Annotated in this window: 16 protein-coding genes; 8 read left to right on the top strand and 8 right to left on the bottom strand. The window is 72.0% G+C overall.

Going from position 1 to position 15,340, the window contains the following annotated elements; translation table 11 throughout:
- Positions 1–72: 72 nt before the first annotated feature.
- Positions 73–1,209, top strand: a complete 1,137-nt coding sequence (locus tag RWK90_RS02965) for a CaiB/BaiF CoA-transferase family protein (RefSeq protein WP_314034770.1) — start codon at positions 73–75, stop codon at positions 1,207–1,209.
- Positions 1,209–1,949 carry a 3-oxoacyl-ACP reductase FabG gene (gene fabG, locus RWK90_RS02960; RefSeq protein WP_314034505.1) on the top strand — a complete coding sequence of 247 codons (741 nt, stop codon included), beginning with the start codon at positions 1,209–1,211 and terminating at the stop codon, positions 1,947–1,949. Before RWK90_RS02965 ends, fabG begins: the two co-directional genes overlap by 1 nt.
- 15 nt (positions 1,950–1,964) lie before the next feature.
- Here fabG and RWK90_RS02955 read toward each other — a convergent pair whose 3' ends face one another.
- Together RWK90_RS02955 and RWK90_RS02950 are read right to left on the bottom strand one after the other, a co-directional pair.
- A complete protein-coding gene (locus RWK90_RS02955; protein ID WP_314034503.1) occupies positions 1,965–2,732 on the bottom strand; it encodes an FCD domain-containing protein in 768 nt (255 codons plus the stop codon).
- A 19-nt stretch (positions 2,733–2,751) separates the two neighbouring features.
- Entirely contained in the window at positions 2,752–3,744 is a 993-nt protein-coding gene (locus tag RWK90_RS02950; protein ID WP_314034501.1) for a MaoC family dehydratase, read from the bottom strand.
- Between the two features lie 114 nt (positions 3,745–3,858).
- Between RWK90_RS02950 and RWK90_RS02945 the strand changes: the two genes are divergently transcribed.
- The 4 genes from RWK90_RS02945 (at position 3,859) to RWK90_RS02930 (ending at position 8,389) form a co-directional block, all read left to right on the top strand.
- Entirely contained in the window at positions 3,859–5,013 is a 1,155-nt protein-coding gene (locus RWK90_RS02945; protein WP_314034499.1) for an acyl-CoA dehydrogenase family protein, read from the top strand.
- Between the two features lie 13 nt (positions 5,014–5,026).
- Positions 5,027–5,479 carry a MaoC family dehydratase gene (locus RWK90_RS02940; RefSeq protein ID WP_314034498.1) on the top strand — a complete coding sequence of 151 codons (453 nt, stop codon included), beginning with the start codon at positions 5,027–5,029 and terminating at the stop codon, positions 5,477–5,479.
- Positions 5,480–5,517: 38 nt separating this feature from the next.
- Entirely contained in the window at positions 5,518–6,753 is a 1,236-nt protein-coding gene (locus RWK90_RS02935) for an acetyl-CoA C-acetyltransferase (RefSeq protein ID WP_314034768.1), read from the top strand.
- A gap of 280 nt (positions 6,754–7,033) precedes the next feature.
- On the top strand, positions 7,034–8,389 hold the full coding sequence (locus RWK90_RS02930) for a PhoH family protein (protein WP_314034496.1): 1,356 nt from the start codon (positions 7,034–7,036) through the stop codon (positions 8,387–8,389).
- A 97-nt stretch (positions 8,390–8,486) separates the two neighbouring features.
- Here RWK90_RS02930 and RWK90_RS02925 read toward each other — a convergent pair whose 3' ends face one another.
- Together RWK90_RS02925 and glpX are read right to left on the bottom strand one after the other, a co-directional pair.
- On the bottom strand, positions 8,487–9,890 hold the full coding sequence (locus RWK90_RS02925; protein WP_314034494.1) for a class II fumarate hydratase: 1,404 nt from the start codon (positions 9,888–9,890) through the stop codon (positions 8,487–8,489).
- 70 nt (positions 9,891–9,960) lie between these two features.
- Entirely contained in the window at positions 9,961–10,971 is a 1,011-nt protein-coding gene (gene glpX, locus RWK90_RS02920; protein WP_314034492.1) for a class II fructose-bisphosphatase, read from the bottom strand.
- Positions 10,972–11,118: 147 nt separating this feature from the next.
- On the opposite strand from glpX, the gene RWK90_RS02915 reads away from it, so the two are divergent.
- Positions 11,119–11,679 carry a DUF4245 domain-containing protein gene (locus RWK90_RS02915; protein ID WP_314034490.1) on the top strand — a complete coding sequence of 187 codons (561 nt, stop codon included), beginning with the start codon at positions 11,119–11,121 and terminating at the stop codon, positions 11,677–11,679.
- A gap of 48 nt (positions 11,680–11,727) precedes the next feature.
- Here RWK90_RS02915 and RWK90_RS02910 read toward each other — a convergent pair whose 3' ends face one another.
- From RWK90_RS02910 to RWK90_RS02900, 3 genes are read right to left on the bottom strand one after another with little or no spacing between them, the layout of a single operon-like run.
- Positions 11,728–11,961 (bottom strand): exodeoxyribonuclease VII small subunit, encoded by a 234-nt coding sequence (locus tag RWK90_RS02910; protein WP_007631335.1) that lies wholly within the window; start codon positions 11,959–11,961, stop codon positions 11,728–11,730.
- Positions 11,961–13,340: an exodeoxyribonuclease VII large subunit gene (xseA, locus tag RWK90_RS02905; RefSeq protein WP_314034487.1), complete on the bottom strand. Its 1,380-nt coding sequence runs from the start codon at positions 13,338–13,340 to the stop codon at positions 11,961–11,963. The genes RWK90_RS02910 and xseA overlap by 1 nt, the downstream gene beginning before the upstream one ends.
- Entirely contained in the window at positions 13,337–13,726 is a 390-nt protein-coding gene (locus RWK90_RS02900) for a hypothetical protein (RefSeq protein ID WP_314034485.1), read from the bottom strand. Before RWK90_RS02900 ends, xseA begins: the two co-directional genes overlap by 4 nt.
- Before the next feature lie 73 nt (positions 13,727–13,799).
- On the opposite strand from RWK90_RS02900, the gene RWK90_RS02895 reads away from it, so the two are divergent.
- Positions 13,800–14,780 carry a 4-hydroxy-3-methylbut-2-enyl diphosphate reductase gene (locus tag RWK90_RS02895; RefSeq protein WP_314034484.1) on the top strand — a complete coding sequence of 327 codons (981 nt, stop codon included), beginning with the start codon at positions 13,800–13,802 and terminating at the stop codon, positions 14,778–14,780.
- Between the two features lie 64 nt (positions 14,781–14,844).
- Here RWK90_RS02895 and RWK90_RS02890 read toward each other — a convergent pair whose 3' ends face one another.
- A complete protein-coding gene (locus RWK90_RS02890; protein WP_314034482.1) occupies positions 14,845–15,336 on the bottom strand; it encodes a DUF6542 domain-containing protein in 492 nt (163 codons plus the stop codon).
- Positions 15,337–15,340 lie beyond the last annotated feature (4 nt).

The raw sequence follows: 15,340 nt of genomic DNA, 5'->3' as shown, positions 1-15,340 counted from the left end.
TCGCGCGCGGCGGGTGGCGCAGGCGATCCGCGTGCGGGCGGTGACGCCGCCGACCCGCTCCCGCTCGCCGGGATCACCGTCGTCGCGGTCGAACAGGCCGTCGCCGCGCCGCTGGCAACCCGGCACCTGGCCGATCTGGGGGCACGCGTCATCAAGATCGAGCGGGAGGGCGAGGGCGACTTCGCCCGGGCCTACGACGACACCGTTCACGGGCAGGCGTCCCACTTCATCTGGCTGAACCGTGGCAAGGAGTCGATCGAACTCGACCTGGCCACGAGTCGCGGCCGGCGGGTCGCGCTGGCACTGATCGACCGGGCGGACGTCGTCATCAGCAATCTGGCCCCCGGGGCGATGGCCCGACTCGGACTCGGGGCGGCTGAACTGCGCGAACGCAGAGCGGACCTCGTCGTCGTCACCATCTCCGGGTACGGCGGCGACGGGCCGTACCGCGACCGCAAGGCCTACGACATGCTCGTGCAGGCCGAGTCGGGCCTGTGCTCGATCACCGGCACGCCCGAGACCGCCACCAAGACCGGCGTCCCGGTCTCCGACATCGCCACGGGGATGTACGCGCTCTCGGCGATCGAGGCGGCACTGTTCCGCCGGGAGCGGACGGGGCTCGGCGCCGCGATCGAGGTGTCCATGTTCGAGGCCACCGCCGAGTGGATGGGACACCCCATGTACATCCGGATGTACGCGGGGCGGCAGGTCGGGCGGATGGGGTTGTCCCACGCGTCGATCTGCCCGTACGACGCGTTCCCGACCCGGGACGGACAGGTCATGATCGGCGTGCAGAACGACCGGGGCTGGACCGCGTTGGTGCGCGACGTCCTGGGAAGGCCCGATCTGGTCGACGACGAGAGGTACGCCACGAACATCGCGCGGGTGGCCCGGAGGGCGGAGGTGGACGCGCTGATCGGGTCGCTCACCCGCGAGTTCGACTCGGTGGAGCTGGCCGACCGACTGGACCGGTTCGGCGTGCCGGCGGCGCGGCTCAACGATGTCGCCGGGCTGGTCGACCACCCGCAACTCGAGGCGAGGGACCGCTGGCGCGAGATCGAGACCCCGGCCGGAGCGGTCCGCGGACTGCTGCCGCCGATGACGTTCGACGGCGTCGAACTGCCCATGGGCCGAGTCCCGGCGTTGGGCGAACACACCGAGGCGATCCTGGCCGAGCTGGCCGGAGAACTGGACGAAGGGGACACATGATGGGACTTCTCGAGGGCAGGACGGCGGTCGTCACGGGGGCCGCTCGCGGGATCGGGCTCGAGATCGCCCGGACGTTCATCGCGAACGGCGCGCGGGTGGTGATCGGGGACATCGACGACGAGGCCGGTGCCGCGGCGGTCGCCGAGCTGGGCGGTGAGGACCGCGCCCGGTACGTCCATTGCGACGTGCGCGACGGTGACGCCGTCGAGGCGATGATCGACGTGGCCGAGGAGGCGTTCGGACCACTGGGCGTGTTCGTCAACAACGCGGGGATCACCCGCGACGCCACCATGCGCAAGATGACCGAGGACCAGTTCGACGACATCATCGCCATCCACCTCAAGGGCACCTGGAACGGCACCCGCGCGGCCGCCGGGCGCATGCGCGGGCACGGGGGAGGGGCGATCGTCAACATCTCGTCGATCTCCGGGAAGGTCGGGCTGGTGGGGCAGACCAACTACTCGGCCGCCAAGGCCGGGATAGTCGGACTGACCAAGGCCGCGGCCAAGGAGGTCGCCTTCGCGGGGGTCCGCGTCAACGCCGTCCAGCCCGGCCTCATCCGGACCGCGATGACGCTCGCGATGCCCGAGCACATCTGGGAGGAGAAGATGGCCGAGATCCCCATGGGGCGGGCGGCCGAGCCGAGCGAGGTCGCGCAGGTGGTGCTGTTCCTCGCCAGCGACATGTCGAGCTATATTACCGGCACGGTCCTGGAGATCACCGGCGGTCGGCACATCTGAGACCGTCCGCGCTCGTCACCAGGCGAGGTCCCAGCGGATCGGCTGCTCCAACGCCGCCCTGAACTTCTTCTGCAGGTAGACGTGATGGTCGGTGATGTGCTGTGCCATGAGGTCGTGGGCCGCCACGGCGTCGCGGTCGGCGATCGCCCGGTAGATGTCCTCGTGGATGTCGCACGTGTGGTCGCGCTGTCGCTTCGGGTAGGCCACTCCCATCGACGCCCCCGCCAGGATCCCCAGCAGCGCGTCGAAGAGATAGCCGAACAGGACGTTGCCGGAACCCCACGCGATGAGGGCGTGGAACCGCTCGGAATCGTCGGTGAAGGAGTCGCCGTCGACCGCCCCCTCACGTGTGGCCTCGACATTGAGGCGGAGTTCCTCCAGCGCCTCGCGGCTCATCCGCGCGGCGGCCAGTCGCGCGATCGACGGCTCCATCGCCGCCCGCGCCTCCATGATCGTGGAGAACGGGGCGTTTTCGAACTGCATGAGCAGGCTCAGGGCGGCGGCGAGCGTGCCGCCGTCGGGCTGTTGGACGATCGGGCCGCCGCCCGGTCCGGGCTTGAGGGTGATCGCCCCCTGGAGTTCGAGGTACCGCAGGGACTCCCGGAGCGTGCCTCGGCCGACGCCGTACTCCTCCAGCATGAGGTGCTCGGGCGGCAGCCGGTCGCCGACGGTGTTTCCGCGTCGGGCGATGTCCTCGATGATCCGCTTCGCGACCAGCAGCGCGGTCTTCTGCGGACGCGAGACCCCTCCGGGCCCGCGCTGCGCATCGCCTGTCGTATTCATGTGCACCATCATCCTGCACTCACGGCATGAGGACCGTGCAGGCCCAGTCGAGGACGTCCACGTCGCCGTCGGGACGGTGGGCGCGCACGCGCGAGCGCAGATCGAGCGCGGTGCCGCCGCCGGCGAGCGGTACGGCGACCCCCACCTCCAGCTCGCTGGACAGGGTGTCGCCCTCGCGCACGGGACCGGTGTGCTCGCAGGACCGCCAGCCGAGCACCGTCAGCATCGACGGAAGGACGCGCGTGGCCTGGGCGAGCGCGAGGCCGATGGTGTGCCCGCCGTAGACGAGCCGTCGCCCGCCGGCCACGCGCTCGTCGTGGTGCGTCTCGGCGATGTTGAGCGTGAGCCGGGCGAGCCCGGGGGCGCCGGTGACGACGTCCGCGCCCGATCGCAGGACGGTTCCGGGCGCGGGGAGCGGGTCGTCCGCGCCGGGCACCGCGTCGCGGTAGGCCGCCACGTCCCATCCCTCGGGCGCGGTCCACGGGCCGGGGTCGGCGGTGCCGATCGTCGACAGGTCGTCGGCGTGGTCGACGCGCTCGGGGTCGGCGTCGGGGGACAGGGGGAGCATGGCGCAACGGTGGAAGTCCAGGACGGTCCGGCCGCGCTGGTCGGTGGTGGTCATCCGCAGGGCGGCCAGCCCGGTGCTCGGGCGGCCCGGTCGCGGGGTGTTGCGCTTGAGGGCGACCACCTCGGTGCGGGTGGCGAGGGTGTCGCCGAGGTGGGGGAGGCGGTGGAACCGCAGCCCGCGGTAGAACAGGTTGGCCCTGACGCGCTGCGTCACGACGGTCGACTGGCCTATCGCGACGTCGGTGACCAGGCCGGGATGGGCGACAGGTGCGCCGGCGACCGCCGCGCTCAGGTGGTGGTCCAGGGGGAGGCGGAGGCGGTCGCCGAGCGCGGCCTGGTGGGCGGCGGCCATCCCGTCGGTGAGGGTGAGCGTCGGCGCCCGGTCGAAGACCATGCCGCGCGCGAGATCGTCGAAGTAGGGACCGCCCCCTGAATCGATGCGCATGATTATTGACTATAGCGGCGTGGGTGGGGAAGATGGCGGGAGATCGCCGCGGGTGACGGTGGACGGCGTGTGGCGTGGTGACCACGGTGACGTGACGACGACGAGGTGTGACAGGTGCCGGAACTGAACGACGAAGAGTCCTACCTCGTTGCCACGGTCCGGCAGTTCATCGACCGTGAGGTCAAGCCGTCGGTGCGCGAGGTGGAGCAGACGAACGCCTATCCCGAGCGCTGGATCGAACAGATGAAGCAGATCGGGATCTACGGGCTCGCCGTGCCGGAGGAGTACGGCGGGATGCCGGTCTCCATGCCCTGTTACGTCCGGGTCACCGAGGAGCTGGCCCGCGGGTGGATGTCGCTGGCCGGGGCGATGGGTGGGCACACGGTGGTGGCCACGCTCCTGTCGCGGTTCGGGACCGAGGAGCAGAAGTGGGCGTACCTCCCCCGCCTCGCGACCGGCGAGATGCGGGCGACGATGGCGCTGACCGAACCGGGCGGCGGCTCGGACCTGCAGAACATGTCGACGGTCGCCCGCGCCGACGGTGACGAGCTGGTCATCACCGGCGCCAAGACGTTCATCACCAATGCCCGCCGGTCGGGTCTCATCGCGCTGCTGTGCAAGACCGATCCGGAGGCGACCCCGCCGCACCGGGGGATGTCGATCGTTCTGGTCGAACACGGCCCGGGGCTGACGGTCTCGCGCGACCTGCCCAAGCTCGGTTACAAGGGGGTCGAGACGTGCGAGCTGACGTTCGACGGCTACCGGACCAGCGTGGATCGCGTGCTGGGCGGCGAGCCGGGCCGGGGGTTCGCCCAGATGATGAAGGGCCTCGAGACGGGACGTATCCAGGTCGCCAGCCGAGCGCTGGGCGTCGCGGCGGCGGCCCTCGAGGACTCGCTGGCCTACGCGCAGTCGCGGGAGTCGTTCGGGCAGCCGATCTGGAAGCACCAGGCCGTCGGGCACCATCTGGCGAACATGGCCACGACCCTCACGGCCGCCCGGCAGCTCACCCTGTTCGCGGCGGAGAGGTACGACTCGGGTGAGCGGTGCGACATGGAGGCGGGCATGGCCAAGCTGTTCGCCTCAGAGACGGCGATGCAGATCGCGCTGGACGCGGTCCGCATCCACGGCGGGTACGGCTACTCGACCGAGTTCGACGTGGAGCGGTACTTCCGGGACGCGCCGCTGATGATCGTCGGCGAGGGGACCAACGAGATCCAACGCAACGTCATCGCCGCGCAGTTGGTGGCGCGTGGCGGCCTGGGATGAGGAGAGGACTGACATGAGGGTGTTCGAGGGACTGGACGAGGTGTCGGCGGCGATCGGCGAACACGTGGGTCACAGCGACTGGATGGAGATCACGCAGGAGCGCGTCGACGCGTTCGCCGACGCGACCGGGGACCACCAGTGGATCCACGTCGACCCCGCCCGGGCGGCGGAAGGTCCCTACGGCACCACCATCGCCCACGGGTACCTCACCCTGTCGCTGCTGCCCGTGCTGGGCAACCAAGTCATGGACATCCGCGGGTTCTCGATGATGATCAACTACGGGCTGGGCAAGGTGCGGTTCCCCGCGCCCGTCCCGGTGGGCTCCCGGATCCGGGCCGGCGTCGAGCTGACCTCACTCGACCTCAAGCCCTCGGGCGCCCAGCTCACCTCCCTCGTGACGGTCGAGATCGAGGGCGGCGACCGGCCTGCGGTGGTCGCCGAGGCCATCCGCCTCATGGTCGAGTGACCGATCGCCGGCGGGAGGGCAGCGCGGTGACCCCACGGATGGCCGAGGCCCTGGCCGACGTCGTGATCTGCGAGCCGGTACGCACGGCGGTCGGGCGCAGGCACGGCGCCCTCGCGCCACTGCAGGCCGCCGACCTGGCCGCGGCCGCGATCACGGGCCTGCTCGAGCGCACCGGACTCGGCACGGCCGACGTGGACGACGTGATCCTCGGGCAGTGCTACCCCAACGGCGAGGCCCCCGCGCTCGGCCGGGTCGCCGCGCTCGACGCCGGCCTCGACATCAGCACGCCGGGGATCCAGATCGACCGCCGCTGCGGGTCGGGCCTCCAGGCCGTACTCAACGCGGCGATGCAGGTCGCCGTCGGGGCCAGCGACGTGGTGATCGCCGGCGGTGCCGAGTCGATGTCGAACAGCGAGTTCTACGCGCTCGGCCTGCGGGAGGGCGTCCGCGGCGACCGGGTCGAGTTCATCGACCGCATCGCCCGCGGTCGCGTCACCTCCGGTGGCCGCGGTTACCCCGTCCCCGGCGGGATGCTCGAGACCGCCGAGAATCTCCGCGCCGAGTACGCCATCTCCCGGGAGGAGCAGGACGAGCTGGCCGCAGAGAGTCAACGCCGTGCGATCGCGGCGCAGGACGCGGGGGTCTTCGACGAGGAGATCGTGCCGGTGCGGGTCCCGCGGGGGAGGGACGACCTCGTCGTCGTCGACACCGACGAGCACCCCCGGCGGGGCGTCACCACGGACTCCCTCGCCGCACTGCGCCCCGTCCGGTCGCGCGTCGACCCCGACGCGACGGTGACGGCGGGCAACGCCTCCGGAGAGAATGACGGCGCGTCGGTCTGCGTGGTCACCACCAGGCGCCGCGCCGACGAACTGGGCCTGCGCGCCTTCGTGCGGCCCCTCGGCTGGGCCGTGACCGGCGTGCACCCCGCCCGCATGGGCATCGGCCCGGTCCCGGCCACGGCCCGGGTGCTCTCCCAGCTCGACCTCCGGCTGGCGGACCTCGACCTCATCGAGCTCAACGAGGCGTTCGCCGCGCAGGTGCTGGCCTGCCTGCGGGAATGGGAGGCCGACCACGGCTTCACCGCAGCGGATCGCGCTCGGCTCAACGTGCACGGCTCCGGGATCTCCCTCGGGCACCCCGTGGGCGCGACCGGCACCCGGATCCTCACCACCATGGCCCGCGAACTCGTCCGCAGGGACGGCCGCCTGGCGCTGGAGACGATGTGCCTCGGCGGCGGGCAGGGCATGGCGGCCGTGTTCGAGCGGGTCTGACGGCCGGGCGGCGCCGCGCCCCGGCGGAGGGCGCCGGGGGTGCGCACACAGTTCACGCGGACTTAACTACAGGATTGTCATTCAGGCACGCGGGGGAGGCGAAGTCGGCGTAGCGTCGTCACCAACGGTCGGTGGGGAAGCCGACCGTCGGGAGGTCCCAGCCGATGATCGTCTGTTGCGATCGGGAGGGGGCCGGCACCCGGCCCTGTCGTCCCCGGACGACCTGGGCCGACCGGTCCATCCCGACACGACCGCGGGTGCCGCGGCCCAGGAGCACGCCGTGACCGACACCGTCCGTACCTACGTCCTCGACACCTCGGTTCTGCTGTCCGACCCGTGGGCCGTCACCCGCTTCGGTGAGCACCGGGTGGTCCTGCCCATCGCGGTGATCGGCGAGCTCGAGGCCAAGCGCCACCACCCCGAACTGGGCTACTTCGCCCGCGAGGCACTGCGGCTGCTCGAGGACCTCCGCCTGCGTCACGGCCGCCTCGACGGCGACCTGCCGGTCACCGACACGGGCGGCACCCTGAGGGTCGAGCTCAACCACACCGACCAGTCGGTCCTGCCCGCGGGGTTCCGCGACACCGGGAACGACTCCCGGATCCTCGCCTGCGCCCTCAACCTGCGGGCCGAGGGCGCCGACACCGTCCTGGTCTCCAAGGACGTCCCGCTGCGGGTCAAGGCGGGCTCCGTGGGTCTGCCCGCCGACGAGTACCACGCCCAGGACGTCGTCCTCACCGGCTACAGCGGCATCGTCGACCTGCCGGCGACCCAGGAACTCGTCGACACCCTGTTCTCCGCGGGCGGCGTGTCCCCGCTCGCCGCGCGGGCGGCCGGCCTCGACTCCGATACCCCCGTCCACTGCGGGGTGCGGGTTCAGACCGAGTCCTCGTCGGCGCTCGCCCGGACCACGGTGGACGGGGGACTGCGACTCGTCCGCGGCGACGTCGAGGTGTTCGGCCTGCGGGGCCGGTCGGCCGAGCAGCGCATCGCGATCGACTGCCTGCTCGACGAGTCGATCGGCATCGTCTCCCTCGGCGGCCGTGCCGGCACCGGCAAGTCGGCGCTCGCCCTGTGCGCGGGACTGGAATCGGTCCTCGAGCGTCGCCGCCACCGGAAGATCGTCGTCTTCCGGCCCCTGTACGCGGTCGGCGGGCAGGAACTCGGCTACCTACCGGGTAGCGAGTCGGAGAAGATGTCGCCCTGGTCGCAGGCCGTGTTCGACACCCTCGAAGGGCTCGTCAGCGAGAACGTCATCGACGAGGTGATGGATCGAGACATCCTCGAGGTGCTGCCCCTGACCCACATCCGGGGCCGCAGCCTGCACGACTCCTTCGTGATCGTGGACGAGGCGCAGTCGCTCGAACGCAACGTCCTGCTCACCGTGCTGTCCCGGCTCGGAACCGGGTCCCGCGTGGTCCTCACCCACGACGTGGCCCAGCGGGACAACCTCCGGGTGGGCCGACACGACGGGATCCAGGCGGTGGTGGAGAAGCTCAAGGGCCACCCGCTGTTCGCCCACGTCACCCTGAGTCGCTCCGAGCGTTCGGCGATCGCCGAGCTCGTCACCACCATGCTCGAGGAGTTCCAGCCGGACGCCTCGGCCGGTGCGTTGCGGCGCATCCACGCCGCCTGAGGCGGCCCGAGGGGCAGGGCCCGGGCGGGCCCAAGGGGCAGGGCCCGGGTGGAGTCGCCCGGGCCCTGCCCCTGTCCCCGTGTGCGGTGGCGCGGGCTCAGCGCTCGCGGTCGAGGCCGGTCATCCCGAGCACGTCGAGGCGCCGGTCGAGCTCCTCCTCGGTCAGCGGATCGGGCACGAACCCCAGGGCGATGACGGCCTCGCGGATCGTCAGCCCCTCGGCGAGGGCGTGCTTGGCGACCCGGGCGGCCTCCTCGTAGCCGATCGCCGAGTTCAGGGGCGTGACGATCGAGGGGGAGGACTCGGCCAGACGGCGCATCCGGTCGACGTCCGGCTCGATGCCGTCGATGCAGCGCTCGGCGAACAGCACCGACGAGGTGGACAGGATGCGGACGGACTCGAGAACGTTGCGCGCCATCACCGGGATGGCGGTGTTCAGCTCGAACGCGCCGCTCGCGCCGGCCCAGGCGATCGCGGCGTCGTTGCCCACGACCTGCGCGGCGACCTGCGCGATCGTCTCGCACAGGACCGGGTTGACCTTGCCGGGCATGATCGAGGACCCCGGCTGCAGATCCGGCAGGTGCACCTCGGACAGGCCGGTCATGGGGCCGGACCCCATCCAGCGGATGTCATTGGCGATCTTGGTCAGCGAGACCGCGACCGTGCGCAGGGCGCCGGAGAGCTCGACCAGCCCGTCGCGCGCGGCCTGCGCCTCGAACGGGTCCGCGGACAGGCGCAGTTCCTCGAGGCCGGTCAGGGAGCGCAGTTCCTCCACGACGGCGGAGCCGAACCCGTCCGGCGCGTTGAGCCCGGTGCCCGCGGCGGTGCCACCGATCGGCAGCTCACCCACGCGGGGCAGGGTGCCGCAGACCCGCTCGACGCCCGCGCGGATCTGGCGCGCGTAGCCGCCGAACTCCTGGCCCAGCGTGACGGGGACGGCGTCCATGAGGTGGGTGCGGCCGGGCTTGACGACGTCGCGCCACTGCTCCGCCTTCGCCTCGAACGATTCCGCCAGCACGTTCAGCGCCGGCACGAGGTCGGCGATCACGACCTCCGTCGCCGCCACGTGCGTGGCGGTGGGGAACGTGTCATTGGACGACTGCGACATGTTGACGTCGTCGTTCGGGTGGACGGTCACACCCTCGGCCGCACACAGCGAGGCGATGACCTCGTTGGTGTTCATGTTGGAGCTCGTGCCCGAGCCCGTCTGGAACACGTCGACGGGAAAGTGCTCGTCGACCTCACCCTCGGCGATCCGGCCGGCGGCCGCGACGATCGCGTCCACCTTCTCCCGGTCGAGCAGCCCGAGCCGCCCGTTGACGGTCGCGCACGCGGACTTGAGCAGACCCAACGCGCGGATCTGTGCCCGCTCGAGCCCCCGGCCCGAGACCGGGAAGTTCTCGACGGCACGCTGGGTCTGTGCCCGCCACAGGGCGTCGACAGGGACCCGGACCTCGCCCATCGTGTCGTGTTCGATACGGAATTCAGTCTGATCGGCCATACGGCCACAGTAGGCGCGCCCGCCGCGCCGTGCAGGAGCTACGGCGCAGGCGCGGCGGGGCGGGGCGGCGTCAGCGGGCGTCGGCGCCCTGGCCGTAGTCGACCGCCGAGAACTCGCGGAGCTTCTCCATCTTGTGGCGGCCCTCGACGTGCCGGACCGTCCCGGACTTGGACCGCATGACGAGGGACCGGGTGACGGCGCCGTTGGCGCGGTAGCTCACGCCCCGGACCATGTCACCGTTGGTGATGCCGGTGGCGGCGAAGAAGCAGTTGTCGCCCTTGACCAGGTCGTCGGTGCCGAGGATCGCGTCGACGTCCAGACCGGCGTCGACGGCCTTCTGCCGCTCCGCGTCGTCCTGCGGCCACAGCTGGCCCTGGATCTCGCCGCCCATGCACTTCATGGCGCACGCGGTGATGATGCCCTCGGGCGTGCCGCCGATACCCATGAGCATGTCCACCGAGCTGTCCTCGGAGGCCGCGGCCACGCCACCCGCGACGTCGCCGTCCATGATGAGCCGCACCTTGGCGCCGGCCGCGCGGATCTCGGCGATCAGCTCGGCGTGACGAGGCCGGTCGAGCACACACACCGTCATGTCGCCGACGTCGATGTTCTTGGCCTCGGCCACCGACCGGATGTTCCACTCGGTGGACTTGGACAGGTCGATCCGCCCCACCGCGTCCGGGCCGACCGCGATCTTGCGCATGTAGAACACCGCCGACGGGTCGAACATGGCGCCGCGCTCGGCTACCGCGATCACGGCGATCGAGTTGGGGCGGCCCTCGGCCATGAGGCGCGTGCCGTCGATCGGGTCCACGGCCACGTCCACGGCCGGGCCCTCGCCCGTGCCGACCTTCTCGCCGTTGTACAGCATCGGGGCCTCGTCCTTCTCGCCCTCGCCGATCACCACGGTGCCGTCCATGTCCACCGTGGAGATGAGCTCGCGCATGGCGTCGACCGCGGCGCCGTCGCCACCGTTCTTGTCGCCCCGGCCCACCCAGCGCCCGGCGGCGAGGGCGGCGGCCTCGGTCACTCGGACCAGCTCCATGGCGAGGTTACGATCGGGGCGCTTGGCGTCTGACATAGGTGGTCTGGCTCCTCGGGAGGCGGGCGCGGGCGCGACGGGGTCACGCGCGACGCGGCGGGTTGTCGGCGCTCATTGTTCCACCTCCGCGATCAGGCCGGGGGCCACGCGCCGGAGTCGCCCCGGGTGGGTGGGATACTCACAGCCGTGGCCGAGGCGAAACCGAGAATCCTGCAGGGCAACCGCGACATGTTCTGGTCGGTGGTGGTGCTCATGGTCATCTGCGGGCTCTTCGCCGGCGTGGCCGGACTGTGCACGTTCAGCCCGTCCGGCCCCGAGCAGGGGCAGATCCCGCGGTTCGACGCCGAGGCGTCGCTGCGTCAGGACGCCCGCAGCCTCGACTACCCGATCCGCTCGCCCGAGGTCCCGGAGGACTGGACCTCCAACTCCGGTCGCGTCCAGGGCTTCGCCGGCACCACGTCCAGTCACGTCGGCTGGGTGACCGGCGAACGCAGCTACGTGGAACTCGTCCAGTCCGACGCCCCGGCGGACGCCTTCCGCTCCCTGGGCGGCGGCCCCCGGCCGGACCGCACCATGGTGCCGATCGCCGGACGGGAGTGGACGGTCCTCACCGGCGACGACGTCCGCCCCGTGTGGGTGCTCGACCTCGACGACGTCCGCGTGGCCGTGACGGGCTCCGCGCCGACCGATCAGTTCGAGACGCTCGCCGCCGCCGTCCAGGACGCGGAGCCGCTCCCCACGCAGTGATCGCCGACCCCGGGGGAGTGCGCCCGCCCGCACCGCCGGGCGGCGGGCTCAGCCCCGGGCGGTGCCGCCCTCGTCGTCGTCGCCGAGGACCGCGTCGATGCGCGCACGGGCGCCGTCGAGATGCTCGGTGCACCGCGCGGCGAGTTCCTCGCCCCGCTCCCACAGGGCCAGGGACGCGTCCAGGTCCTGCCCGCCGGCCTCGAGGATGCGCACCACCTCGATGAGTTCGTCGCGGGCCTGCTCGTAGCCCAGTTCGGAGACGGGGGTCTGCTCGTCGGACATCAGGACTGCTCCTCGGGGGTGGCGGACTCGGGGGTGTCGGACTCAGGGGTGTCGGACTCAGGGGTGCCGGTCTCGGGTGTAACGGTGGCGGGCGACCCGGTGGTGGCCTGCGCGGGGGTCGTGGTGCGGCCGGCGGCGGGCGTCGACCCCAGCACCGCCGCGGACAGGGCGCCGTCGGAGACCCGGATCCGCAACTGCGACCCGGGCGGGGCGTCGGCGATCGAAGACACCACCCGGCCGTCGTGCACCCCTGCCACCGACTGGACGACCGCGTAGCCGCGGGCAAGCGTCGCCGCCGGGCCGAGGGTGGTCAGGCGCGCCGACAGGTGACCGAGCGACGCGGTCTCCGAGTCGATGATCCGGGTGATGTCCCGCCGCGCCGCCCGCAGCGCCCCGGCGACGACCTCCGCGCGCGAGTCGACGATCCCGTACGGGTTCGCCATGCACGGTCGGGACCGCACCGCGGCGAGCTGGTCGCGCTCACGCTCCACCCACCCGCGCAGGGCCCGGGCGGTGCGGGCGCGGGCCTCGGCGATGCGCCGCCGCTCCTCGACCACGTCGGGGACGACACGCTTGGCGGCGTCGGTGGGCGTGGCGGCGCGCAGGTCGGCGACGAGGTCCGACAGCGGGGAGTCGGGCTCGTGCCCGATCGCCGAGACGACCGGCGTGCGGCACCGCGAGATCGCGCGGATCAGCGCCTCGTCGGAGAAGGGGAGGAGGTCCTCGACCGAGCCGCCGCCGCGGGCGAGGATGATGACGTCGACGACGGGGTCGGCGTCCAGCTCGGCCAGCGCGTCGAGGATCTGTGGCACGGCGGACACCCCCTGCACGGCGGTGTTGCGCACGGCGAAACGCACGTCCGGCCACCGGCCGCGCGCCACCTCGACCACGTCGCGCTCGGCGGCACTGGCCCGGCCCGTGATCAGACCCACGCACGTGGGCAGGAACGGCAGCGGCCGCTTGAGGCGGGGATCGAACAGGCCCTCCGCGGCCAGCGCCTGCTTGAGCCGCTCGATGCGCGCCAGCAGCTCGCCCACGCCGACCGGGCGGATCTCCGAGACCTGGAGCGAGAACGAGCCGCGGCCCGTGTAGAAGCGCGGGGTCCCGCGCACCACGACCCGGCTGCCCTCCGTCACCGGAACGGGTGACTCCGAGATGAGCCGCGGCGGGCAGGTGAGCGTGAGCGAGTTGTCGACGGACGGGTCACGCAGCGTGAGGAAGGCCGTGCGGGTGCCCGGGCGCAGACTGAGCTGGGTGATCTGCCCCTCGACCCACACCGCGCCCAGGCGGTGGATCCACGCGGCGATCTGGTCGGAGACGACCCGGACCGGCCACGGTGACTCGGGGCTGCTCGGGGTGCGGGGGGACGAGGCGCTCACGTGTCGCGGGGGGTGACGCGACCGGTCGGCACGTCCGGATCGTCATCGTCATCCCCGCCACCCCGGCCCGGCCGCGACGACCCGTAGACCCGGTAGGAGACGTCCAGGACCTCGTCGGTCTCGTCCTCGTCGAACGTCGCCCACTCCGGCTGATCCGATCGGGCGGGGAAGACCGTGGCGAGCACCCTGTCCCCCTTGACGGCGAGGTCGGTGAGGGTCTGCCCCGCGTGCAGGTATGACTGCACCAGGCCGCCGGCGACCCGCACGGGCACGCCGGGCAGCGAGGACACCGCCTCGATCGCGCGGCCGGGCAGGGCCACGACACGCTCGGCCGCGGTGGCGGCCAGACCGATCGAGGCGCGGGTGAGGAAAAGTGGTCGGAGCATGCGGACCTCTCTGCCGGGGGGCGTGGAGGGAGGCGTAATGGTCGAAATCCAGTATGAACCGTACCCTGGGGGCATGACCGAGCAGACCGACATGATCGCCGAACCGGCAACCAAGCGGGTACTACTCGCGGAACCGCGCGGCTACTGTGCCGGCGTCGACCGAGCCGTCGAGACGGTTGAGAAAGCCCTGGAGAAGCACGGGGCGCCGCTGTACGTCCGCAAGGAGATCGTCCACAACAAGCACGTCGTGGAGTCCTTCACCGACCAGGGCGTGATCTTCGTCGACGAGACCGACGAGGTCCCGCGCGGGGCGAACCTCGTGTTCTCCGCCCACGGGGTCTCGCCCGCGGTGCGCGAGAGCGCCCTGCAGCTGGAGCTCAACACCTTCGACGCCACCTGCCCGCTCGTGACCAAGGTGCACACCGAGGTCAAGCGCTTCGCCCGCGAGGGCTACCAGATCCTCCTGGTGGGTCACGAGGGCCACGAGGAGGTCGAGGGCACGGCCGGGGAGGCGCCCGACGTGGTGACCCTCGTCGACGGGCCCGAGTCGGTCGACGCTCTGGAGATCCCCGTCGACACGGAGAAGCTCATCTGGCTCTCCCAGACCACCCTCAGCGTCGACGAGACCATGGAGACGGTCCGCCGCCTCAAGGAGAAGTACCCCACGCTGGTCGACCCGCCCTCGGACGACATCTGCTACGCCACCCAGAACCGCCAGACCGCGGTCAAGGCGATGGCGCCGCAGTGCGATCTCGTCATCGTGGTGGGCTCGCAGAACTCGTCCAACTCGGTGCGCCTCGTGGAGGTCGCCCTCCAGGCCGGCGCCCGCGACGCGCACCTCGTGGACTACGCCAAGGAGGTCGACACCTCCTGGTTAGAGGGCGTGACCACCGTCGGTGTGACCTCCGGCGCCTCCGTGCCGGAGGTTCTCGTGCGCGGGGTGCTCGACCTGCTGGCCCGGCACGGCTACAACGACGTCTCGCCCGTCCGGACCGCGCAGGAGACCATCACCTTCGCGCTGCCCCGCTCGCTGCGCGCCCCGCAGAAGGCCTGACCGGGTCGCCCGTGATCCGCGGGCGCAGCAGCGAATCCCACGCGCCGCCCCGGTGCGCCCCGCCTCAGCGGCGGGCGTGTGCCGGGGCGGTGCGCTGTAGGTACGGGGCCGGCGGGCGGGCGGCGCGGGGCTCCAGCACGAACGCCCGGATCAGGGCGAGTACGACGACGACCACGGTCGTGCCGATCATCAACGGGAAGCGGGTCGCCAACGGCAGGGCGACCGAGATCACCTGACCGCGGGAGAAGACGTCCGCTCCCGAACCCGCCCCGGAGATCACGTAGACCAGCGGTACCAGCAGCGCCATGATGATCGGCGGCTGCACGCCGGCGACGAACACCGAGCGACGCGCCACCGCGAGCACCGACACCACGCACCCGAGCACGTAGGCGACCGCGAAGCCGGCGCCCAGCTCACCCGCGCCGGAGTCGATCGCGACCCCGGTCAGCGCGATGGCGACGGCCAGCAGCACCGCGGTCCAGGCCGGTAGACCGCGCCACGAGGACACCACGGACCTCTCGTCCGCGGGCACCCGACCACTCCTGCGTCTGCTCACGGGA

Origin of the sequence: Dietzia sp. CH92 (assembly GCF_032248695.1) — a bacterium.
GTDB lineage: Bacteria > Actinomycetota > Actinomycetes > Mycobacteriales > Mycobacteriaceae > Dietzia.
This window is presented reverse-complemented; position numbering and strand designations above follow the sequence as displayed.